Below are 23,285 nucleotides of genomic sequence, written 5' to 3'. Positions count from 1 at the left end.
TATATTATAAAAGTGGAGAAGTTAAAATACACTGGTATATAAAAAAATGTAAGATAAATATTTAAGCCCTTTATTTTATCTTATATAATAAATATATGTTTTAATATGAGCACCAGGAGGATATATTCTTGAAAAAAACAATTTGCATTATTATCGTTAGCATAATCTTACTAGTAGGTTGCGATGCTACAAAAACCGAGCCAGAATTGATAGGAGACTTTGCATCATACATCGATGCACAGAATAAAGATGTGGAGGATGACAAAGGAGACCCTATTACTAAAGAATCTTTACAATTCATAGAAAAAAACCTTGATTTGTTTAAAACTCACGATGAAGAAAAATCTAATAGATTAGTGGACCCGACTATTGATTATCGACATTTAAGTAAAGATATTGATCAGTATTCAGGAACCATGTATAAAGATTTTGGGACTATCATTGGAATTCAAGAAGTAAAAGATGGAAATTTAGATCAAACTTTCACAGTTATTCATTTAATGAACCCTGAAACAAATCAAAATTACGATGTTTTATATATGGGTAAATCAGATTTGCTAGAAAACGACAACGTTTCATTTAGCGGACTCCCATTAATGAATACCAGATTTAAAAATACTAGTGGCGGCACAACTAAATTATTTATGATTCTAGCAAGTCACTTAAAGAAGAATGAATCATAAATATAAAAAATAATGGTTACATAAAAAACACGGAGTTGCAATAGCTCCGTGTTTTTTATGTATTTCAATGTTAAATTTTAAATTCATTAGAACTCTGAAACTTTTTTTGAATTATTTTCTAAGAATTACTCATAAAAGTTTCCACCCTACATACAGTAACTAACATAAGGAACAAAAGAGGTTGGCTAAGAGAGGACGATATTTTTTCAGAAACATAGAGAGGCTGAATAATAACTTAATATCGGAAAAATGGGGAAAGTTGATAACAAAGGAGAAAATAATATGAAATTATCAAACCAAGAAATCAAGAAGTTATACTGGACCTGTTCTACAAACGCAACAATTATCGTAGAATACATCGACTTGTACCCCGAGCACTTGGAAGATTTCCAATTGTTCTCACTGGAGTACGATGCAAAGAAGGAGAAATATGGCAAAAAATTTAAATACAATAAAATAGGATACCTTAATATGAGATTTGCATCTAAACTCTTAGGTTTAGAACTCGGCATTTTCGATTGGGTTCGTACAGCCTCCCCACCAGAGGTTTTGGCTGTCTACCTAGTTCGACACCGACTACCACATCTCTTTGCTTTTCCTAATGAGCAAATTTATAAAGTAGAACTAGATGTAGTTATAAGAGATATTAATAGCAACGTACCATTGGTAATTGATATTCACGGGAAGGATACTCACGACACAGAGGATGCTAGATTAAGAGATGAATGGAAGCGTGGGATTTTAGCGAAAGAGGATATGCGTTATTTAGTGTTCGCTGGAACTGACTTAGTCAATAATATCGAACAAGTTGAGAAAAAAATAAATCAAGCACTTGGTGAGGAATACGAAAAGATAAATGTGGCTTATTTGTTTAGAAAAAGAAATCAGTCGGGAAAAAAATATCCGCACGGTATAAAAAGCGTAGCCTTTAGGCTACGCTTTTTATATTTAAGCTGCTATTGTTCCCAATCTATCACCTTGGCCTCTTCCCACAATTCAGCAACGTACATGTACTCGCTGCGAGCACACCGTACAACACAAAAACAAATTAGAAAATGGATTGTGTTCGACTTGCATTAAAAACTTAGCTGAAATCCAACGGATTGAGGAACAGAGAGAATGTTGCAAGAACAAAATTAACTACATTTTCAACAACAAAAGCAATTTTCTCGTTTTAGATACCCAAACAACTGGGTTAGGTGAAACTGATGAAATCGTTGAAATTGCTGTAACAGATTTAGACGGCAAAACGCTCTTAAACACACTTGTAAAACCGACTGTTCCGATTTCTGATGATGCAACTATGATACATGGCATTACTAACAAAATGGTTGAAAAAGGTCAGCTCTGAAGTGATGTGTATAAACAATTATGTGACATTACGGACAATAAAACATTGTTAATCTATAATGATGAATTCGATTTATCTATGTTACGACAAACATGTCTTGCTCACAACATAGAAGCCCCCAACTTCAAATCACGATGCATGATGGAATTATACGCTACATACATGGATTCTGAGCGTTGGTATTCGCTAGAAGATGCAATAGAACACAGAATGCCTCATAGGTCACTAGACAGATGTTACGCACTGTTGTTATTAATGCAACAAATAAAATAACTACCAAGATTGCGAAATGATTCTAGCAAAAAAACAACAACATGGTTGTATCGCATCAACAAATTGTATACACTAGAGTTGAGGATTCGAGACAACTCCTTGGTGCAAGAGAGTAGACTTGTGCGTTCCGCGTAGGGAAATTTAAAGGTACTACGATCCATTCAGTTCTGGAATACACTCCAGAGCCATCTACAAATACAATTAAATTATCGACGATGGGTGTTTCACCACCATAAGCGCGAACTATAAAAGCGGGCGTTTCGCTGCCATACAATGCGAGCTATAAAAGTGGTCGTTCACAGCCATAAAGTGTGAAAAAAAAGCTCTGATTGCAAAATCAGAGCTTTTTTTCATTGTAGCTATAAAGGTCGTCTCATATTTAGAGTCTCCGACGTGGAGAACCCGAGAGCTACCACCCAGGTGGCTTAGTTGCCCGTCGTTACACTATACACTTTCGTTATAAATAGGTCAACGAGACAACATCGAACGCCCTAAAATCATTTAGAATATTTTTTGATTTCTAATTCATGTTTCTTTATCAATGCTTTCATTTCAGCGTCAAAATCTGCGCGCATCTGGTCTCTTTCTGCCCTAATCTTTTCAATCGTTGCATACAGTTCTTTCGTTTCTTGTAATGACTCTTTTTCTTTCGCCAAAACTTCTTTTTCAACTCGATTGCTACATTCGGTTTTCATACGATCAACTTGCGTTTGGTGAGTTTCTTTTAATTGCTGTAATTCATATTCGTGTTTTTTCTGTTGTTCTTTCATTTTGTTTTCTAAAGATTCATTTGTTGACTGAAGTTTTATGTTGTTTTCTTTTAAAGTCACGTTCTCTTTTAGTGTCGGCTTCAATTCAGTTAGTTCTTCTGATAAATTCACAATTTGTTGATTTAATTTAGAAGTGTCATCACGATATGTATCTTTACTTTCTTCTAATTGCTTCGTTAACGAAGCTATTTCTCTATCTTTCAGTTCTTTTACTTCTTCAATTCGATTAGTTAAGGTGTTTATTTCTTTATCCTTAAGCACTTTCACTTCTTCAAACTGATTGATTAACTCTTGTTTTGCATCAATATCTTCTAGAAGAGTCGCTTTCTCGCGTTGAACGTTTTCCAACTCTTCTTCACGCACTTTAATGATATCTTTTAATCCATTGATTTCTTGTGTTTTTTGTTGCTGCAAGACATTCATTTGTTGTTCCCAATTGTTCTTCTCTACCGCTATCGCTTCCATCTGCGATAGGAATATAAAACGAATACTACTAAGAGCATCGGTTAGCTTAGACATGTCTGAAGCGAAGTGACGCTTAATATCCGCACTTACCGTATCACTTTCTTCAAGCTCTTTTGCAAATACGTCTAAGAAATGACTTTCAATAAACTCTTCTTGTTTCAGACCTAAGAGTTCACACTGATTTTCAACCCACTTATTCACTCGCTCTTTCATTTCACTCGTCATTTTAAACGATTTGCTTACATCTCTTTTAACCGACATCCATCATCACTCGCTTTCTACCTTATGTAATAGCACAAATATAACATTTGTTTACTAAATTTCATATAGTAAACAAATTAAGCCCTTTGTTTACAAGATGTTAACTAGTTTTCTATTATATATATCCCTTAAAAATATATTTTTTCGTTATCAGGTTTACTTTGAGAAGGAATTGAATAAAATAATCTAGAAGTACAGAATGTACACATTGTACGTTTTGTACATTCTGTGTATACTGGAGGTGAAAGGGGAGATGATTATGCAAGCCGTTCTCAACTCAACAGAAGCTCGCAAGAACTGGAGCGAACTTATTGACGATATCGCCCATAACAAGCCACAGTTCATTTCTAGGAACAATCGAGATCCATTCTTATCAATCAATATGAATCAAACAAAAGTCATTTTATCCAAATATACATTCAATTTTGAGTACGAATTTGAAGAAGATGATACAGTTACAGCCGGACTAGAAGGTTTCGACCTATTTGTTAACGCTGAAACAAAAGAACAGGCTATTCGAGAGTTAGCCGTTGACCTGATTGAATACGCAAAAGAATACTTTGATAACATCCAATTATACTTTAACGCCCCCAACAGACAAGACCATTTTCCGTTTATTATGAACGTCTTATTACAAGAAGATTTAGATGGAGTTATCAACTTAATTCATGCCGACTAACAAAGAATTGAAAAGATTTTGTGACAATGATGATTGGGAATGCTATAAAAAAACCGATCATTACTTTTATCGAAAAGTTATGCCAAACGGGGAAATTAAATACACGAAGGTCAGTATGGGCACTGGAGAAATCAAAGGTCATTTATGGAAAAAAATTTTAAATAAACAGCTACAAGTTTCTTTAGAATACTTCAACGACCACATCTAATAAGCAAAACAAAAAAGAGTCACTTCATAGTGACTCTTTTTTCTTCATAAATAGCTTGTTTTCCTCTTTTTCTATCGTATAGTGCAATCACATAGAAAAAGAGGTGATAACTACGATATTTGAATTTGCGCTTAAAACACTCTTTGTTCTTGGACCACCTGTATTCTTATTAATAAGAGAATTATATCTAGAGCATCAATATCAAAAAAAGAAGCCGTAATACGATAACGGCTTCTTTTTCATTTATTTCCTCTTTTTTTCTTTTTGCACTTCCTGTTTTGTGAACAGCATCATCATAAGAAAACTAAACATCTTCTCACCCCCTTTTCGGTGATAATGGTCGTTCCAACATCTCAATCCCACCATTGAAGCTGACACTACCCACTTTCCAATTTTCATTAGGTTGCTTATTCCATTCAATCCAATGCTTTTCAACTGTCTGTGAATTCTTTAATTTCACTTTTGCATACGTAGTAATTGTTTCGTTCACATTATCTTTATCAGTGTTCTCTATCTCAAACGCCTCAATTTTGCCGTGAACAGCGTTTATCACAATACTCATACCATTTCCTTGTACAAGCTCTTTATCGAAAAATTGACCCATCCCCGAGTATCCTAACCATTGTTGTTGAACTTGCTTATTAGGATACTCATTTTCAACAAACACTTTGTTCATATACCGATGATTCAATTCAACTAAGTTCTCTTCTTTTAGCACCGTCCCCACCTTAAACATCTCTAACCACTCCGTTGTTTGTTTTTCTACTTGATCTACATCTCTTTGCGTTATACCACTTTCAAACTCTTTGCTAGTATCAGATACTTTTATACCCGTTTCATTTGAATCTTTTTTTAAAGCTAAATAACAACCAAAAATCAGAAGTTGAGCACCTAAGAACATTGCTATTAATAGAAAAACGAACCTCTTTTTCTCCATTGATTACCTCTCCCTTTTACGCTACTAGCTTGCGAGCTGCCAATTTGTAAATCATCATTTTACCTGCACCACCAGCAACATTGACCGCTGAACGTCCAGCACCTGTACTGTATAGGTATTTACGTAGCATCTTTGGAACAAAGAGAGTGAAACCAAGCGCTACCCAACCGACTACAAATTCACCTACACTATTTGCATCTCCTATCTGATTAAAGGCCAACCACAACACTGTAACGTGGAAACTTTGAGTAAAAATGGTAGAAATCACCTCTCTCCACCAGATATTGAATAAATTCATATCTTCATTAATCATCGACCATGCTACTAACGGAGAAATAGCCAGTTGGATTAGTAATTCTGCAATTCTGATAAGCGATTGAACCGTCAAAATAATAAATAGGATTACCATAACAAAAGCACAAACAAATAATGACGTTGCTGCCGTTGTTGGAAGCACTGCAAACTTAGCAAATGTATCTGTCCCTAACCCTTTTGCCAAGAACATCTTCACAATCGCATTATTAATTGGAATCAACACCGATGTCATAATAAATGGAGCCGTCATAGAAAAGAATCCTGCCAAAACTGTTTTAACAACCACTTCTTGAACAGAGCGCTGATTGTATCCCCCTAGGTTTCCAATTAGGATTTTCAACAAATTGTAGGAGAAAAATACTACTCCTAAAGAGATCGAGATGACGAATACAATGTTGTATAACTCATGCACGTATGGATATTTTGAAAAATCCGTTTCATTAAACAGAAATATTTTCAAAAGATCGAAACAAGCATTTGCGAAGTCATTAACGAGCCCCCCAATAAGTTCCTTTAAATATTCAATTGGATTTTTAAACAAAACAAACCATCCCCTTAATTAAGTTTTATTAGATTTTGAATAAGAGTTCTTCTTCTGTCATTTCTACCGCTGTTTCTTCTGGTGTTTCTTTACGTAATTCCTTAGGTTTTTCTTTCTTTAGAACAACCTTTTTTATTTCTGGTTTTACAACAATCGGTTGGAATACCGTATATTCATAATCCTCTAACTCTTCCACTTCGTATCGATTCACATCACTAGAACCATGTTGCTCTAGTATCTTTTTAAACGCCTTATTTTTGTACCAATAGCCTTTTGTTAAGAACAGAGGACTTTTCCCTTTGATAAATACAATCTCTTTATGTTTGTCCATTGTGAGAATCTCATCTGGTGTCATCAGTGCCCTTCGCGTTGCCTGTTCACTTTGCCCTTGCGATTCTCCGCCATTATGCTCACTATGCGATTGAACAAGGATAGTCGTATACCCTAATCGTTTGCTGAAAAATTCTGCCGTTTCTAAATCCGTAGTACCCAGTAAAATTGTTACATCACAGTTACTACGAATCTCTTTTGCTTTGTCTTTCCCCCAACGATCCACCAACTGAGCTAAATCCTGTATTGCCATACTAATCGAGAATCCAAGTCCACGCGCTGTCGAAAGAATCCTTACGTAGTCCGGATGTAGTTTGCCTAAATTACAGAATTCATCAGCAAGGACCTTCACTTTTAAAGGCATCTTGGTTGTCGGTGACTCAAAGGCTAGGTCATACAAAACATTAAACATTTGCGTAAAGAACGTTGAAATCAGCGGGGTATATGTGTTCTTCACAACTGGAAGAACCAAAAATACCGCTGTTAACTCCTCACCGATGCTCTTAAGATCAAATGTAGATTTGCTAGTGAAACGCACTACATTTTCATATAAGAAGAGCGACATGGTTACGTTCAAGCTTTGGAATACATTCGAACGTACTTTATCTTCCAGTTTATCTATCGCCTGTTTATACGCCCTATGGACAATGTGATTTTCCGGCATTTCCATAAACATCGCTTCAATTTCTTCATATTTCATCATTAAAAGTTGAAATACCGAGCCGAAATGTTGTTCCCCTTTCGGTACACAGTAACGGACATATAGCATTAATGCGGCTAATAAACTCGCCTCTGACTTATCCCAAAAATCTTTTTTCTTCTGTCCTTCTAATGTGTTTTGAATATATATTTGCGCAATTTCAAGGCAATCCGAGTCTTCGAAAATATAGTCAAACGGATTATAAAAGTCTGTATTTGCTAAATCTCTAAAGTTTAGAACACGAATCTTATAGCCCGCTGCCTTCAATGTTTCTGAAGTTGCGTTATGAATCTCACCCTTGGGGTCCGCCACTACAAAACTAGACTTTTCAGCTTTATCCTTCTTCTTTTTACCTTCCATCACAGATAGAAGTAAGTTGTTTATGATATACGCGGTCGTTTTACCAGAACCAGGCCCACCGCATAGGAGCGTCATTCCATTACCTTCATCTTTATGGGTTTGTAATACGTGCTTTCTCCCCATCTTTCCGATATAGTGACTCGTAGATTCTAGCCTGGAAGAAATAGCTTTATCACGAAATAACTCTCCCTTTTCCAACCATCTTGCTGTTCCGTGCGAACCATATTTATCGGCATGTTTAAAACTTTGTTTTTTATGGTCCCAAAGTTCTTTTAACACCAGATAAGTAGCAAACCCCAAAAAACCATATTGTCCAGTTGCATATATATCATTTTGAAGAGCATGCGTGATGTTTAGCGCCGGATCAGTGAGATACGACAACATTTGTGCCTTAAATGGCTCAAATTGATTCCCATCTTTCAATATTGAAGGAACCATCGGTAGAGTATTAACTACCAACGAACTCGCATAATCTAATCCAGCAACAAATGGTACATTCTTCAAAACCGCTTTAGATATATCCGCTTTACCCACTTGTTTCTCCCCTTTTTTAGCGAGAACGAGTAACCTGTTCTCGCTCCATTTCTTCTTCGTACATACGACGCTCCACCTCACGGAAGAAAGCATCTGTAATATCTCTTTCTAGATTGAACTTCGGATAGAAATTTCGTTCTTGCATCCTCTCTTCTCTTGTTGGAAGCTCAAAACCCCGAATTCTTGTTTTTGCACAGTCGAATTCTTGTTTTAAGAACTTCCTATCTTCATTTGTTATTTTCAAACGGTGTTCTATCCCATCTCGGTCCTTATAGAATCCAGCAACAACTACATGAACGTGAGGATGTCCCTCTGTTCGATGTTCAGCTGCTATCCAATCTACACGGATACCTTTTTGGATTTCCCACTCTTTCATTACATTTCGGATTACCCGTTGATAGTCTCCAGGACTAAATTGACTTCTCTCCCACTCGTCACCAGACATAGAGAAAAGCAATTTATGTGCTTTAACTGCTTGCGAATGGTGATTGATTGGATTATCCACCTTTTTTAAAAACTCTGTTCTACTGGCACGATCATCGTGCTCTGAGAACAAACCACGTTCCTCTCCTTCTCCATATCTCTCACGATTACTGATGTACTTTACATGTTTCGTAATATCAGCCGTAGATTTCGAGTAAGAATGTGAAACAAACCCCATGTAACCACCCCTAAGGTTTTATTGGATTAAAATTACCGTAGTAATATTTATCCTAACTTTACACGCTTACGGACTTTCAAATCCGTTAATGAACGTTTTCTAAAATCATCTATCATCTTTTTGCCATGAGCTTCTACCTCAAAACGTTTTGAAGAATAGTCTCGGTGCGGAGATAAAAGTTCCTCATTTAGAAACTTATTTACGGTGTATTCCATCGCAAACATATTTTTCTGATATAGTATTGGCACACTTTGCAATACAGCATTTGTATCAACTTGAACGTTGTAGATCATACCAGCCAATCGGTCGATTTGATCCTCTACCGCTTTTTTCACTGCTTGTTGTACCATCGGTGCATAAACCTCATCATGTACACCACTTTCAGATTTCGCTATAAATTCTTTCATCATACTTTCAACTCCTGCTGAGAACGAAATTCCTTTTCGCTTACAAACTTTTTGAAATTCCGAAACCAGCTGAGAATCCAGCCGATAAGACTTTTTCTCTTTTACAGCCATATTTTTATATAACTCCTCTCTCAAGGTTTTATTGGATTAAAATATCTAATTTAAAAAAAATGCCTGACGGCAATCTCTCTATACCCATAATATACCACACTTTGTCGGTCAATTCAACCCCATATGGAATACTCTCACTCCTTGCGTAGCAAGGATTTACATAAGGGTGCCACCCTTATTATCTCCGCCACTCCAACACTTCGTAGTTGGATGTGAAGCCGTTTTGTTTTGGATCGTTCTTTTTATGTGGTTTTTTTCTCTTTATTTTCTTCTTTCTTCTTATGTGTTTTTTCAGTAGGTTCTCTTTACATGGGGTAATTTTTATGTTTCGCTAGTATTGATAACCATAAAACAGAAGGTAGGAATTTGAATGAACCGTGTGGAAAATGCATCGGAAAACAACAGGCACGGAAAAAAAAGTCGTGGGAAAATTAAGAAGTTCTCCATCCGTCTTTCACAAAACGCCCATGATTTAATTGAAATCATGGCTGCCAATACAGGAGCAACCCGTTCACAGATCGTTGCATATGCTATTTCTTGTGTACGAAAAAACATGAAATCTAGAGATGAAGTTTTAGATTTACAGCAAACAATTACTTTATTAAAAAAGCATTTTGTTTTGTCATTAACAGAGACTATCAGCAATCAATTAACATTAGACGCGATAGACTACGACATAAAAAAGAACGTTTTATTCGGATTGCTCGTTTCTGACTATATAGAAAGCATGGATTCGAATTCACCTTGGCTCAAACCTGTAATACATCCAGAAAGCCAAACTCAGTACAAAATCTATATGCATCAGTCTTACTATGATGCCATTCAAGAATATAGCACAACAGAATATGTACAACTGAAAATCCCAGTCGCTTTAGGCATCTTACAGGGCCCGTCTTCCATCTCACATCGTGATTTCAATGAATATATCGGGACATCAACAACATTACCTATAAGCCTTATCGCCCATATACAACAAGAATCAGTAAAACGAGAAATACCAGAGTATGTTTACGTTGATTCTTGCGTTAAAGCCTTCTGGGACAACACAAAAAAACAGACATAAATTAATTATGTCTGTTTTTCTTATCCCATATCATCTAATAAGTCCAAATCTGATTTTGTCGTTGCTTTAAAGCTTTGTTTAACTTCTTCTTGCTGATCTTCTTTTATATCAACACCTTGTTTCTTCAAAGCATCTAATACATTTTGCACAATCTCATTCATATCCACTTTAACTTCTACCGGATGACTAACTTCCACTGGTTTATTATCATCTAAACGGCTAATAGCAACATCTACACCCATTTTCTTTACAGTTTGCAATAAATATTGATATGACACTTTTTCTTCTTCTGTAACTTTAGCAATCGAAGTAAAGAACTCTCCATTTTCCGCATTCTTCAATGTTTTTTCTATACCGTTTTCTTTTATATACTGCTGTAATTCCCCATACATTTCTTGCTCTTCTTTTTCCTTTTGTTCCAATCGAAATGCATCTAACACCGCATTTCTAAAGAAATCCGATGTTTTCCTCATTATTGTTAACCTTTTTACAAATTCCAAAAAAGCATTGTGCTCTTCAGCGGACTCAAAGTCCGCTGAACTTGCACGAAATTGAAACAATTCTTTTACTTTCTTCTCAGCCAATTTCATTAACCTCCTATGCCTGCATTGCTAATAACTTACGTTTCTTGTTCATCGACATGATCTGGTATCCTTTAACGTTTGCCACTTGCGCATCAGGAACTAACTCACAAATTACATTCCACTCTTTAAACAGATCAAATACTTCAACAGCTCCGCCACCAGTAATCAAAATTCCATCGAACGTGGCGATATTATCCCAAACCTTATTAATAGCACCAACGATTACTTTCATGTATTTAGCGTATTCATTGTCTTGATATCCACTAATATCAATTGTACCTTGGGAATTCGAAACGAAATAACGATTTTTATTCTTAATAATTTCACGTTCAACCTTTTCAGCCGTAGCACGAATTTCTGGCATATCACGATTGATAGCTTTCCCAATATTATCATGTACCTCATTCATTGCCATTGCAACTGTTTTTCGATTTGCAAGAACCGGTTTCATCCCTAGTAAAACATCTAAATCAGTAGTGCCTCCACCGATGTCTACAATCCCAATTCGAGCTGGCTCATCATTTGAATTTAATCTTAAATCCGGTCGCTCTACTTTCGTTAGATCCGAACTATAATACATCGAAGTTGGCGTCGCTGTTGGCTGACTCATAATCGTGAAAGTATCTTCCAACACTCTAAATACAACAGTTTTGTTATTTCGTTTTACAGTATGTAATCCCACAAATGTACTTCTTAAATCAGCTTCGTGTTTAGGAATCTGTTTTTCTTCAGCTGGCACACCTACCGTTAATACTAAATCAACAATTTGACCTTCCTCTACTACATCATGAACCATTTCAGCAAGAGCAAATTCAGCTAATAGACGATATGCTTTGTAGTTGTAACGATCGTTTTTGTTGTAAGTAGAGATTGGCATTGTAGCTCGTTTAATACCAGGTCCCCAAACATACTGTTCAGTTTCATGTTTTTGAGACTCGTAAACGTTTAATTCGTTTGCATATTCAACCCAAATTTCGTTATCGCCAACGAATTCCTCAGCATCAGCGATGAAGTTGTCCAATACCATAACTTTTTCCTTACCTTCCACAAGACCCTTTACCTTTGCATTGCCTAAATCCAATGAAATTGCAACCACTTTATTCATTTTACATTCCCCCGTAATCCTTTATTCATCAACGATTGTCGTTGTTTGTAATACAAATATACTACATTTGTATTACAATGTCTAGTGGTTTCTCTAAAAAGTATTACTTTTGTACTATTTTTGTATTACAACATGCCTTTATCGTTGTTATATCAAGGTTTCAACTGAAATAGGCAAATAAAAAAAAACCAGAGAACCCAATTCTCTGGTTTTTAAATCAAGCCCATGGTTTATACCATTTCTTTTTCACTGACTTCTCACGTTCTAATCTAGTGCCTAGTTCCTCTGTACTCTCTATCATTTTTTGCTGACCTTCATTCACCTGATCCAATACTTTTTCAAGTATCTGTTTAGTTTCTTCTGATTGCCCAGCCTTCAATTCTTCAACTGTATTTTCAAAAAGACGTGTCAATTCATTCATAGACTTTTGAACTTCGTCCCTTACAGCATTTTGCACTTCTTCTCTAACTATGCTACGCATCAGCTCCGCTACGAGCTGTGTTTGTGCGTTATCGTTTGTTGTTATATCAGCACTTGTAGCCGCTACACTATGCTGAGTATGTTCTATCTCTGTTTTAGCTATGCTTCTATCATGCTCTATTTTCTCCATCACCATAGCAACAGCGACAGATAGAGATACATTAGTTTCCTCACGAACACTTTTAATTGCTCTTAACACCCGTACATCTTCACCTGTATATAAACGTGTATTTCCATCTTTGCTGAATTCGTAGCCATTGTCTTCTAATTCTCTACTATACTTATTTACCGTACTTACTGCTAACTTTGTACCTTCAGCGACTTCGGACGTTTTTAAAAACTGTATATTTACAACCACATCTTCCTCCACTGTATCACCTCCATGTAACCTCGATAGCGGGCGTGTAGTGCTTCTATGTTCCACTCTAGCATTCTTCTATTAACTTGTACATAAATCCTTTCAGAGAATAAAAAAGAAGCTCTAACGAGCTTCTACGAACCTTTTATTTCAGTAAGGATTTTCGCATTATCTATTAACCAACCTTCTTTATATACCATTTCTAATTCTAAAAGAATCGAATTCTCACTAGCGATGCCTTCCACGTTCATCGTCTGATATACGCGTGTTACGATCGTAGCTTTATCGGATTTCACTGGACTATAATACACATCAACTTTATCCACCTTAGAAGATACATTTACTTTACCTTTTTTATCTTGACCAGAACCAAGAGGCATCAGCTTCGCTTTCGCTTCTTTTGTAACATAAGAATCAATGTCGCCAATCCCTTTTCCGTTCTCCCATGTAAACATAGCTTCCGTAAATTCTTTAGCAAAGCCAGTTACTTTCTTTTCCGTGTTATTCGTCTTCGCTTCCAACTCTGTTTTCAACCCTTTATTTTCCCGCTCTAGCGCTTCATTATGCGATTCTGAACCATTTAACCATGCATAGAGCCACACATTCGCTACGAGCGAAATACAGAGCGTTATAGCCATTCCTATAAAAATCTTTTTCATCCTAAAATTCCTCCTTATTGAACCCGTCCATATCCGTAGATTTTAGATTTCCAATAATCTTTATTTAAATCATCATATTTAATTCCTGAGCTATTACTGTTATACATTTGGCCATTTCCTGTAACAATCCCAACGTGAGAAATAAAGGCATGGTCCGAAGTTCCAACAAAGAATACCAAATCACCCGGTTGCACATCTTTTTCCTCTACGCGCTGCGTTGCTTTATATTGTTCTTGAGCCGTCCGTGGAAGATTGATATTTGCTTTACGATACGACCACATTACGAGCCCGCTACAATCAAAACCAGTATCAGCATCGGCACCAGCCCACACATATGGCCACCCTTGGAATTTTATCGCTTCATCCATAACAGTTTTAAACATACCGCTTGCCATAACATTCGGATCCGCTACGGCACCGCCTGTCTGCAAGGATTCCAGATTTTTCGTGACCTTATCCGCGTAAGTGAAATCCCCATAGCAAGCATTTTCTTTGGCCCTAAAGTTGCTGCTGTCTCCACCGCATACATACTGTCCAGGGAATTTTGCCATTCTATCTCGACTGAAAGCCGTAGCGGTTTCTTTTGAATATACACCGCCATTATCTTTCACCCATGGAAGCCAGCCCCTGCCAAAATTATAGGCTTGAATGATAGTTTTCAAGTCTGTAATGCCATTCTGAGACGCTACGTTTAAAACATCCTGCCAATGCCGTACACCTTGCTGTATACTCGCCACGGGGTCGCTAAGGGCACCCGGTTTCAATCCAGCGGATTCGCTACTTTGCATAACGTCCGCCAATGTTCCTCCGCTTTCTTGTTGCATAATTCCTAGTAGAACCGGAATCCATTTCTCTTCCATACCAGTCTCTTTTACATATTGCGTCACCACGGGCTCCCAGCGAAGCACTTCTGCGGAGACCTTCGGCTTCGCTCCCTGATAACTAGGACTTCCTCCGGAACCACCACCAGGTACAAAAGCAAATATCACTACAAATATCACTGTAAAAACAGAAAGAAGTGCAATGAACACCTCTTTCCAATAACGTGCAACTAACAATCCAGCTCGTACATACATTACGCTGTTGCACCTACCTTTTTACCGTACAACTTCTCATACTGTTTCGGATTGATCAGTTTTAGTTCAGCTGGTGTGAAATCTACTTTCATATACACACGTTGGTTTCCAGCGATAAAAATTCCCTGACCTTGCTTTTTCTTAAGTATGATTTGCTCTTCTTCTTCAGATAATCTGAGAATATCGTATTCTTTTAAGTCTTTTATATCGTTTCCTTGAAGTCCTAATACAAGCATAAACATACTGTTATTAATAATCGCTTTTCCGAAGTTCACACCATCCAGAACAATAAAGAAGTCTGATGGCTGCTGTGTCGCAACTACGGCCGTTCCCTCATATTTTCTGATACGTTTGTACACATCTAGCAAGAATAACGCTGACGCTGGACTACGCATTAATAAATGCGCTTCATCTACAATTAACTCTTTCTCAATTTCTTTATCCATCGTAATTTGATCCCACAAGAATGATAGAATGTTAAACATACAAACCGCTTGTGCATCTCCACCTTGAGCTAAATCCTTGATATCAAAGACAATAATTTCATTATCAAGGTCCACATTCGTATATCCGTTGAACATTTTAGAGTTCGAACCCTCTACATACATACGAATAATTTCTCTAAAATCAGCTAATTTTGCATATGTCGGAGCATCTATTACATTGAAGAAATCTTGTAAAATAGGGACATCATGAACACCGATTTTTGTGAAATCTGTTTCATTCGTTATATTTTTCGTTTTATATGTTTCAAATATTGCACGTTCTAAAAAAGCTAACTCAAGCACCGTCATATCGTTTTTAATCATTGAGAAGAAGATTTTTAATCTTTGAATCTTCGTAAATAGAACACCATTTCCTTCAGCTTCAATTGCTTCAGAAACATCAAATGGATTAAGAATATGATTTGTCGCATTTGACATACGAATCACTTGGCCACCAATTTTTTGAACAACTTCTGAAATTTCTCTTTCTGGATCAATTGCATATATACGTTTTTTCTTTTTTCCTAAATAGAAGTTTCGTAACAACTGTTTGATTAAAAAGAAACTTTTACCTGAACCAGTCGAACCAAACACACACATATTTCTAGATGAATATCGCTCACGATCATACGGATCAAGCAAGACTAGATTATCTGTATGCATATTGTGACCAAATACCATTCCGTTCCTTTCAAAAAGCTCGCTCTCATCAAATGGAATTAAACTACTAACAGCACCTGCTTGCATATTTTGATATGTGTACTCTGTTAACTCTGGTTTTACCATTGGTAATACAGAACGGAAACCTTTCAACATATTATCGCGAGGTATATAGGCTGTAATACCAGTCTTCCAAACGATCCCTTGCAATTGTTCAGTCAGTCGATTTAACTCTTCTAAAGAACGTGCTTGAAGTTGAATATATGTATGAACCATAAAAATCGTCTTGTTTTTACTGTCCATTAGCGTTTCTAACAGCTTTTCAGCACTCTCTAGCTTCTTCTGTACATCTTTTCTTCTACTAGGCTTTAAAGGCTCTTCTAATCGCGCTTCTAGTTCTCCAATACTTTTATCTAAATGTGATTTCATTTTGTCGGAGCCAATCGGCTGTAAATGTGTAGAAATATTGATATTTCCACCGAATCTATATAGTTTACCTAGCCAATTTCCTTGCGCTTGATTAGGATAATCAATCACACAGAATGTACGAACAAAATTATCACCAAATTGTATATAATCCCGTTGTTCTTCAATGAAACTAGGCGAAATTTTATCTTTAATATCCGTACAATTGCCAAGGTACTCTTCAAGTTCACACGGTTTCTTTTTAAATTTAGAAACTGTTTCTTTTGTAAAACTAGAAGTCATCAACTCTACCACATTTTCAATCGGTCTATATTGAGATGAAACATAGTCATACATAGTCTGGAAGTATCTTGCTATTTCTACTTCACTTACTTCATTAACCTCTAAACCAATCTCTTCTAAACCGCTTTTTATATGCTTAAATTTATTATCAATACTATTAAGAGCATCATTGTAAGCCTGTTTAGTTACTCCCATGATTTTTTCATCAAACACTACATATCTTTGACGTTGGATCATACTCTGAGATATCTCAATGGAGTGTAAATAATCTATATAACCCTCCAATAGTTCTCTTTTATAAAGATTTGTAGTCATTCTTAGCAAATTTTTTTGTTCTTCCACGTATTTTTTTAAATCTACCGGCTGACTTATAATCTCTGTTTGGATTGGAAAGTGTAACGTACGAAGAAATGATTCGTATTTTTCTAGTGTTTCGTTTAATTCGAGGTTGCTCATCAGTTCTAAATTGAACGATGACACCTTAACAGCTTTAATTACTCTAAAATCATCACTAACGAACACATCACTATCAACAGCTTTAAGCGGAATGAGATCCTGTGCCGATAACTTCAGTTTGTATTTTTTCTTCTCTTCTGACTTTGCTTGTTGCTTCTGTTTGAGATTCATTAATAATTTCATATGTTTCAACTTCCTTTCTGAAGTAGAATGTTTTTTGTCGTGCTAAAAAATTAAAGACATCCCGCGCATGCTTCCAAAACGGTACATTCTCTCGCACTGGTCGGAACCAAATCGCAAAGACAGGAAACAGTAGCATGATGATTGAAATAGGTATTTTTACATAAATGGATGCTGGCGATAAAATCAAAGGAACATCGACAATAACAGCTGGTAAAAGAAACAACGTATCTTTCACCGTTACATTTTTCATTACTTCGAAATCACTTCGAACGTTTCGCGGAATCATATACTCTCTTTTTTCTCTCATTTCGTTATCTCCTTAGTAGAAAAGCACCGTATGAACCGGTGCTTTTACTGTTTTAGTTCAAAATCCACTTGACGATTCCAGATGCTGAAGTTACAAGAACAGCTACGAGTAACGTTGATTTCATATGACCTTTGTATTCACTTTTTTTGTGCCCATCCGTCGTCATTTTGTACATAACACCCAGCGCCATAATTGCAACCGTTGCAATACTCGGCGAGATGACCATGAAAAACGTAGAGATTTTATTAGTTAAGTTTGTAACAATACTAGTTGGATCCCCAGATTCAGCAAACGCCTGTGTTGGCATAAATACGATTGCTGCACCCATTGCTCTTAAGAACCACTTATTCATTTTGATTGATTTCATTATTATCGCTCCTTAGGTTTTATTGGATTAAATTTATTTTATAAGGTTTTATTAGATTAAAAATTAACCAATAAAATTAAGCTGATCGCTTTTGAATGTATTGTTGAATTGCTTGCGCAACAACATCTTTGATTAGTTCGTTCTCTTCAGCACAAAAGATGTCTAAGTTACGTTTTAAAGACATTGGAATGTCTACACTTAACTTTTTCACATCTTTTTTTGCAACCTTCTTTTTCTTCATTTCATTACACCCTCTTTCCCTCGTACCCTCTTTTAATCCATTATAACCTTAAAAAATCCCTAATTCAAGAGGGTTTATGAAGTATTTCAAGTTATCTTTCGACATTATTCTACAAATCGTACGGTAATTGAAATTATTTTTTGGTTTTGATTTTAACGCCCTCCTACTATTTTCTGAGAGAGGGTGAAGTGGCTATGTTTTTATCGTTTTTGAAGTGGATTTTTCCATGTTAAACTTGCGCGCCCAATTGACCGAATAAGGTCTACTATTTCCTTCGATCGGGGTCAGTTGGCACGATTAAACGAACATGGAAAAACGGTAATTGCAAGAGGCAAGGTGGAGATTTTTTGCATGGTTTTCGCAAAAAATACTACCTGGTCTTGTAATTGGCGACGTAAAAAACACCCACTTTCTATATTTCTTGCGCAAATAAGGGTGAAAGTTCTATTTATTTTTGTTTTTCACTTGTATTTTGACCTCTCAGCCGTCTTATACGGTACAGAAATTCATTTATATGATGTATCGCTCTATAAAACTATTAAACAGGTCTTAAAACGGATTCTGGGAGCTTTCATGATGTAGTTTTCCATTGGGATAAAACTATTAATCTTCCATAAAACAAAAAAATCTACTTTTTTTCGAAATCGAATTAGGACTTTTTAAAAACTACGAAAATAGTAGATTACTCATCTTCAAGATGAGTAAAGAAACAAAAATATAAAATCACCGGAGGAATTTATTTATGAACAAAAATGACTTTTTAACAACCTTACTTACTTCTTTACTTTTAGAAAATGCTGATGCACTGCTGCCAGTTGCATGGGATCTTGCACAGCAACATCCATTTTTAGCTTTAATCTCAGGAATCTGGGTTTTTAAGCAATTTCAAAAGAAAAAAACAAATGATAAAAAAGACGAAACCTTGGATTGACCAGGGTTTTGCCTTTCTTTTCTGATACAAAGTTTATTATTACAAAATGGATGCGCAAGCAAAAAACTTCCAGTTTTTAGGTAAAATAAACTGAAAAACACCCTAATTTGCCCTTATCTCTAACATTTTTGATGTATTATTACACATTTCTAATTTGTAATCGTACTTATACTATTACAAATTGGATACATCCTTACTTTTCGCTTAAATTCAAAAAAGGATTCTTAATAAAAACACCAAATTAAAATCTATCTGTGACATTTTCGGGGTATTATTACGCATTTGAAGCTGTAATAATACATAAATTCCCAATGAAGTTAGGTTCAAACCTCATTTACAGGATGAAACTCTCTAATATCGTTAAAAAATATCCAACTAAATCATTTTTTTAATAAAAACCCCGAAACTGTCACAGATAATAAATTACAACTAATTCCAAATCCTCATTATTTCTCTTCTATTTCCATATTTAAATACCATATTTTATTGTTAAAAATTTAAATCAGATTATAAACGATTACACACATTTTTCTTTTTATGTGTTTTTAACACATATATATTTTAAATCTTTTAAACATTTTCGGACCTTATAAACCCTTATGTACCAAGGGTTTGTGGAGATTATCCGTGACATTTTCGGGGTTATCTGTGACATTTTCGGGGTTATCTGTGACATTTTCGGGGTTTTATCCGTGACATTTTCGGGGTTATCTATAACATTTTCGGGGTTATCTGTGACAAAAATATTTTTTATTTAAATATTGTCACAGATAAAATTTTATTGCATAATGGAACTATCAAATGAATCGGTTGAAAAAGGAGAAAATCGAATGCAACCTATCAAAAGTTCAGGACTAGTAACAAAAGCTAATACATTAATCCAAACAAAATATAAATTAACAACAACTGAGCAAAAGATCTTATTAACTCTAGCAAGCATGATTCAAAAAGATGATTCAGAATTTAAAACTTATACATTATCAATTTCGGATTTTTCAAAATTACTAGGTGTTACTAGCAAAAATAAATACGAAGAATTACGTACGATCACTGCTGGATTAATGGGTAAAACTTTAGAAATCGAATCAGAAGATAAAATCATTCAGACTCCATGGTTAAGCCATGTTACATACCATAAAAGAAAAGGCATAATCGACATGCGATTTGCTAGCGATTTGAAACCATTTTTCTTAGAATTAAAAAAGAATTTTACGTCTTATCGATTAGCTAACATTGCTAAATTAAAGCATTCGTATTCAATCCGTATGTACGAATTGCTAAAGCAATATCAAAAAATCGGAGAAAGAACTTTCAGTTTCGAAGAAATCCTCAAACTTTTAGGTGTTGAAAATTCCAGTTACGCTAGTCATTATGGGAGTTTTAAAGCTCGAATTTTAAACCCTATAAAAAAAGAGTTAGAAAAAAAGACAGATATCAAATTTGAATTTGAAGAAACGAAAGTAGCGAGAAAAGTAGTTAGTCTCCGCTTCATTATTCAAAAAACAGAAATCAAACTACCGACTCAACAAGAGTTTAAAGCTCTATCTTCAATTAAACCGGATATAGAAATTGTGCGAGAACATTTAGCGTCTTGTGATTTATCTGTATCAGATGAAGTAATTCACGGCTGGTTACAAAACAGAAACATAGATAAAGTTATGGAGGTCTTACATTTCGCAACCCATGAGAAAAGTATAAGGAACCCTACTGGATTTGCTATATATGCTATTAAAAACAACCTTTCAACTGAAGACTTAAAGTCTACTGTTGCATCAGCCAAAACTGAAACAAGAAAAGAACTGGTCCCAGATTGGCTTCATGAACAAAAACGAGAAGAAGAACAGGCGCAAGAAGAAGCTCAAAACGTAGCAAACGAAAAAGACAATGAAATGTCAGAAGACGAGCGCAAACAAATAGAAGAAGACGAGCGTAGACGACTAGATGAAGTATTACAAAAACACAAAAGAACAAGCTGATCAATCAGCTTGTTCTTTTTTTATTTTTTCACGTTCTTTGTCAGTTACGATGTAATTTCTTGATACTACATCTACACGGCTATGACCTAAAGCAAGACTCACTACCATTCGACGTAGTTGCTCTTGGCTAAAACTATTTTTATATTTATTGTTTTTATTGATTCTTTTTGCCTCATTACGTAACCTTTGTACAATTTTCTCTTTATTACTACCCTGAATTCTTAAATGGTCCGCGATATAACGTTTTAATTCACTTTTATTTTTACCTTTCAACTGATCATATACATTTTGTGCATATGCCTTACGAAAAGAATGTGTATTAAACCGACTTTTCTTTTCATAGAGCTCTGCTCTTTCTGCTGCTAATTTCACTTCCTTTTGCATCACCTTATCAGATTGAGCAATACTTAATGATTTGCCTTTTGAATCCTTCATTTCAAAGATGGGTGCCCCACCTTTTTTATTTTCGACCAACGGTCGCAAAAATTCTACGGCTGTATTAGAAAGACGTATTCTTCTTGTAAAAGCATTTTTATCTTTATTAAATGTAATAATCCCTTTCTCAAGGTCCACATCTTCAGCCTTTAAACGAAACAGTGCTGAAACCCTAGAGCCAGTTAATTGTTGGAGCTCTGCTGCGGCCTGTACAACCGATTCATTTATAACCCCTAGTGATTTATCCCCTTTAAGCTTTGCATCTTCTAAACTGTCTTTTAACGATGCTCTGACGCTATTTGCTTCTCCCCATGTAGCTTTTTTAGCTGTAATATCCTTCTTAGAACGAACAACGCCACGTTCTTTCAGAGAATCTAATCTTTCCGTTTTCAAACCAGTACGGATCACTATGTTCTTCCCTTTATCTTTACCCAAACACCCTGTATCTTTTACAATTTCACGCGCTTTTTCAACCGCGTGAACCATTTTATGAAGTTCTGCACCAGATAAATCATCTTGCTCATAACGATTAATCAAATGATCAAAATATTCATCTATGATTTTCGCTTTCCAAAAGTTAGGGTTGGCCATTTTACTCCCATGTTTTTGTTCAATCCAACGGGCCATCCTTAAAACAGCTTCTTGATAGGTTGTATTTTTATCATTCACTAATCTTTTCTTTCTACCAACCTCAAACACTTTTACTATTTTTTTCTCATAATTTTTCACCCAAATCCCTCCCTCAATCGGTAATTATTTAGAGAGATAGTACCCGAAAAAAATAAAAAAAGGGCAAAAAAAGCGCGTTTTTGCCAATGCAAAAACGAAGGACCTAACTGATTTCCACTATCGGTTTCCTTCTTCCGGAAGGAACCCGATAGTAAAAACCAATCCGTATGCACTTCGTCATCCGTATTTTCTTCATTGTGCCCACCACATAGTAGTAACTTACGCCGCCCCCTCGCTTCTCGGCTGCTCTATGTAGTTACAGACGCATTTCATACGCACCACGCAATCTCAACATTGCGTGACCTAGTTTGTTACCAGCAAACTAGCTGTTGAACAATTATTTTACGAGGGTGCCTATCCCTGCATTGCCTTTCGGCATGCTCATATTGAGCGACACAAATCCAAAAAATCCGAAGTGATTCCAGTACACACAATCCTTTTCTTTCCACGCGTGACACTACGACTGCTGCGTTCGTGTCAACTTGTTCTTAAAGTTTCATACTTCAACTTGTGCATGTTCCTGGTCTACAATTTCTTACTACTATTTGTTTCTTATCCCATTTTTCACAGCTCCTTTTCTATGTTTTTTGTTAGTAATGCACGCTTTTTTATTGTTTTATCTCCTCCCTATTTTTTAATTTTTAACTCAAACACCATTGATGCAAGTTCGGACACAACAGAGCCCCATTTTTGGAGGTGGAACCTCCGCTGCACCTTATTATTTTATTGGATTTCCTAAGCTTGTCGCACGCGACTGCTTGTTAACAGTGGGTTATCCTTTTTACAGGGTTATAAAAGTTATTTGGGTTAAATTTTTGTGTGTAAATTGTAATCTATATTTGAAAAATATGAAAAAAAGAGCGAAAGTGGTTTCACTGAACTGAACCCCGAATAGT

General features: G+C 35.8%; 23 protein-coding genes. 7 read left to right on the top strand and 16 right to left on the bottom strand.

Annotation, left to right across the window (positions count from 1 at the left end; all coding sequences use genetic code 11):
- The first annotated feature begins 128 nt into the window (after positions 1–128).
- From K5S59_RS27465 to K5S59_RS30355, 3 genes are all read left to right on the top strand, one after another.
- Positions 129–683, top strand: a complete 555-nt coding sequence (locus K5S59_RS27465) for a hypothetical protein (RefSeq protein ID WP_212981947.1) — start codon at positions 129–131, stop codon at positions 681–683.
- Positions 684–965: 282 nt separating this feature from the next.
- The gene (locus K5S59_RS27460; RefSeq protein WP_212981946.1) at positions 966–1,763 is read left to right on the top strand and encodes a hypothetical protein; all 798 of its coding nucleotides are present in this window, start codon (positions 966–968) and stop codon (positions 1,761–1,763) included.
- The gene (locus K5S59_RS30355; RefSeq protein ID WP_236801717.1) at positions 1,744–2,034 is read left to right on the top strand and encodes a 3'-5' exonuclease; all 291 of its coding nucleotides are present in this window, start codon (positions 1,744–1,746) and stop codon (positions 2,032–2,034) included. Before K5S59_RS27460 ends, K5S59_RS30355 begins: the two co-directional genes overlap by 20 nt.
- Before the next feature lie 770 nt (positions 2,035–2,804).
- Here the strand turns inward: K5S59_RS30355 and K5S59_RS27450 are convergent.
- Positions 2,805–3,803, bottom strand: a complete 999-nt coding sequence (locus K5S59_RS27450) for a coiled-coil domain-containing protein (protein WP_212981945.1) — start codon at positions 3,801–3,803, stop codon at positions 2,805–2,807.
- A gap of 259 nt (positions 3,804–4,062) precedes the next feature.
- On the opposite strand from K5S59_RS27450, the gene K5S59_RS27445 reads away from it, so the two are divergent.
- Positions 4,063–4,482: a hypothetical protein gene (locus K5S59_RS27445; protein WP_212981944.1), complete on the top strand. Its 420-nt coding sequence runs from the start codon at positions 4,063–4,065 to the stop codon at positions 4,480–4,482.
- Positions 4,483–5,006: 524 nt separating this feature from the next.
- Here K5S59_RS27445 and K5S59_RS27440 read toward each other — a convergent pair.
- The 5 genes from K5S59_RS27440 to K5S59_RS27420 are packed head-to-tail and all read right to left on the bottom strand — an operon-like array spanning position 5,007 to position 9,586.
- On the bottom strand, positions 5,007–5,627 hold the full coding sequence (locus tag K5S59_RS27440; protein WP_212981943.1) for a hypothetical protein: 621 nt from the start codon (positions 5,625–5,627) through the stop codon (positions 5,007–5,009).
- Positions 5,628–5,643: 16 nt separating this feature from the next.
- A complete protein-coding gene (locus K5S59_RS30540; protein ID WP_236801719.1) occupies positions 5,644–6,483 on the bottom strand; it encodes a conjugal transfer protein TrbL family protein in 840 nt (279 codons plus the stop codon).
- A gap of 28 nt (positions 6,484–6,511) precedes the next feature.
- Positions 6,512–8,407: a VirD4-like conjugal transfer protein, CD1115 family gene (locus K5S59_RS27430; protein ID WP_212981941.1), complete on the bottom strand. Its 1,896-nt coding sequence runs from the start codon at positions 8,405–8,407 to the stop codon at positions 6,512–6,514.
- Between the two features lie 16 nt (positions 8,408–8,423).
- Positions 8,424–9,068 carry a hypothetical protein gene (locus tag K5S59_RS27425; protein ID WP_212981940.1) on the bottom strand — a complete coding sequence of 215 codons (645 nt, stop codon included), beginning with the start codon at positions 9,066–9,068 and terminating at the stop codon, positions 8,424–8,426.
- 47 nt (positions 9,069–9,115) lie between these two features.
- On the bottom strand, positions 9,116–9,586 hold the full coding sequence (locus K5S59_RS27420; protein ID WP_212981939.1) for a hypothetical protein: 471 nt from the start codon (positions 9,584–9,586) through the stop codon (positions 9,116–9,118).
- Between the two features lie 370 nt (positions 9,587–9,956).
- Here K5S59_RS27420 and K5S59_RS27415 point away from each other — a divergent pair, with 370 nt between their 5' ends.
- Entirely contained in the window at positions 9,957–10,649 is a 693-nt protein-coding gene (locus tag K5S59_RS27415) for a hypothetical protein (protein ID WP_212982041.1), read from the top strand.
- Positions 10,650–10,669: 20 nt separating this feature from the next.
- On the opposite strand, the gene K5S59_RS27410 is transcribed toward K5S59_RS27415, so the two are convergent.
- From K5S59_RS27410 to K5S59_RS27370, 9 genes are all read right to left on the bottom strand, one after another.
- The gene (locus K5S59_RS27410; protein ID WP_212982042.1) at positions 10,670–11,233 is read right to left on the bottom strand and encodes a hypothetical protein; all 564 of its coding nucleotides are present in this window, start codon (positions 11,231–11,233) and stop codon (positions 10,670–10,672) included.
- A 13-nt stretch (positions 11,234–11,246) separates the two neighbouring features.
- Positions 11,247–12,338, bottom strand: coding sequence for a ParM/StbA family protein (locus tag K5S59_RS27405; protein WP_212982043.1), 1,092 nt, complete (start codon positions 12,336–12,338; stop codon positions 11,247–11,249).
- A 217-nt stretch (positions 12,339–12,555) separates the two neighbouring features.
- A complete protein-coding gene (locus tag K5S59_RS27400) occupies positions 12,556–13,188 on the bottom strand; it encodes a MerR family transcriptional regulator (RefSeq protein ID WP_212982044.1) in 633 nt (210 codons plus the stop codon).
- 122 nt (positions 13,189–13,310) lie between these two features.
- Positions 13,311–13,835 (bottom strand): hypothetical protein, encoded by a 525-nt coding sequence (locus K5S59_RS27395; RefSeq protein ID WP_212982045.1) that lies wholly within the window; start codon positions 13,833–13,835, stop codon positions 13,311–13,313.
- 14 nt (positions 13,836–13,849) lie between these two features.
- The gene (locus K5S59_RS27390; RefSeq protein WP_212982046.1) at positions 13,850–14,911 is read right to left on the bottom strand and encodes a bifunctional lytic transglycosylase/C40 family peptidase; all 1,062 of its coding nucleotides are present in this window, start codon (positions 14,909–14,911) and stop codon (positions 13,850–13,852) included.
- Entirely contained in the window at positions 14,911–17,403 is a 2,493-nt protein-coding gene (locus K5S59_RS27385) for a VirB4 family type IV secretion system protein (RefSeq protein ID WP_212982047.1), read from the bottom strand. The genes K5S59_RS27390 and K5S59_RS27385 overlap by 1 nt, the downstream gene beginning before the upstream one ends.
- Positions 17,303–17,710, bottom strand: a complete 408-nt coding sequence (locus K5S59_RS27380; RefSeq protein ID WP_212982048.1) for a hypothetical protein — start codon at positions 17,708–17,710, stop codon at positions 17,303–17,305. The genes K5S59_RS27385 and K5S59_RS27380 overlap by 101 nt, the downstream gene beginning before the upstream one ends.
- A gap of 52 nt (positions 17,711–17,762) precedes the next feature.
- On the bottom strand, positions 17,763–18,077 hold the full coding sequence (locus tag K5S59_RS27375) for a pilin (RefSeq protein ID WP_212982049.1): 315 nt from the start codon (positions 18,075–18,077) through the stop codon (positions 17,763–17,765).
- A gap of 76 nt (positions 18,078–18,153) precedes the next feature.
- Positions 18,154–18,318, bottom strand: coding sequence for a hypothetical protein (locus tag K5S59_RS27370; protein WP_212982050.1), 165 nt, complete (start codon positions 18,316–18,318; stop codon positions 18,154–18,156).
- Between the two features lie 742 nt (positions 18,319–19,060).
- On the opposite strand from K5S59_RS27370, the gene K5S59_RS27365 reads away from it, so the two are divergent.
- The gene (locus K5S59_RS27365) at positions 19,061–19,249 is read left to right on the top strand and encodes a hypothetical protein (protein WP_212982051.1); all 189 of its coding nucleotides are present in this window, start codon (positions 19,061–19,063) and stop codon (positions 19,247–19,249) included.
- 830 nt (positions 19,250–20,079) lie between these two features.
- Positions 20,080–21,225 (top strand): replication initiation protein, encoded by a 1,146-nt coding sequence (locus K5S59_RS27360; protein WP_212981971.1) that lies wholly within the window; start codon positions 20,080–20,082, stop codon positions 21,223–21,225.
- On the opposite strand, the gene K5S59_RS27355 is transcribed toward K5S59_RS27360, so the two are convergent.
- Positions 21,226–22,389, bottom strand: coding sequence for a site-specific integrase (locus K5S59_RS27355; protein ID WP_212981972.1), 1,164 nt, complete (start codon positions 22,387–22,389; stop codon positions 21,226–21,228).
- Positions 22,390–23,285: the final 896 nt, after the last annotated feature.

The sequence above is a fragment of the Bacillus sp. BML-BC051 genome (genome assembly GCF_019656175.1).
GTDB lineage: Bacteria > Bacillota > Bacilli > Bacillales > Bacillaceae_G > Bacillus_A > Bacillus_A mobilis.
The sequence above is the reverse complement of the archived record's forward strand: the minus strand, read 5'-3'. Positions and strand labels throughout refer to the sequence as shown.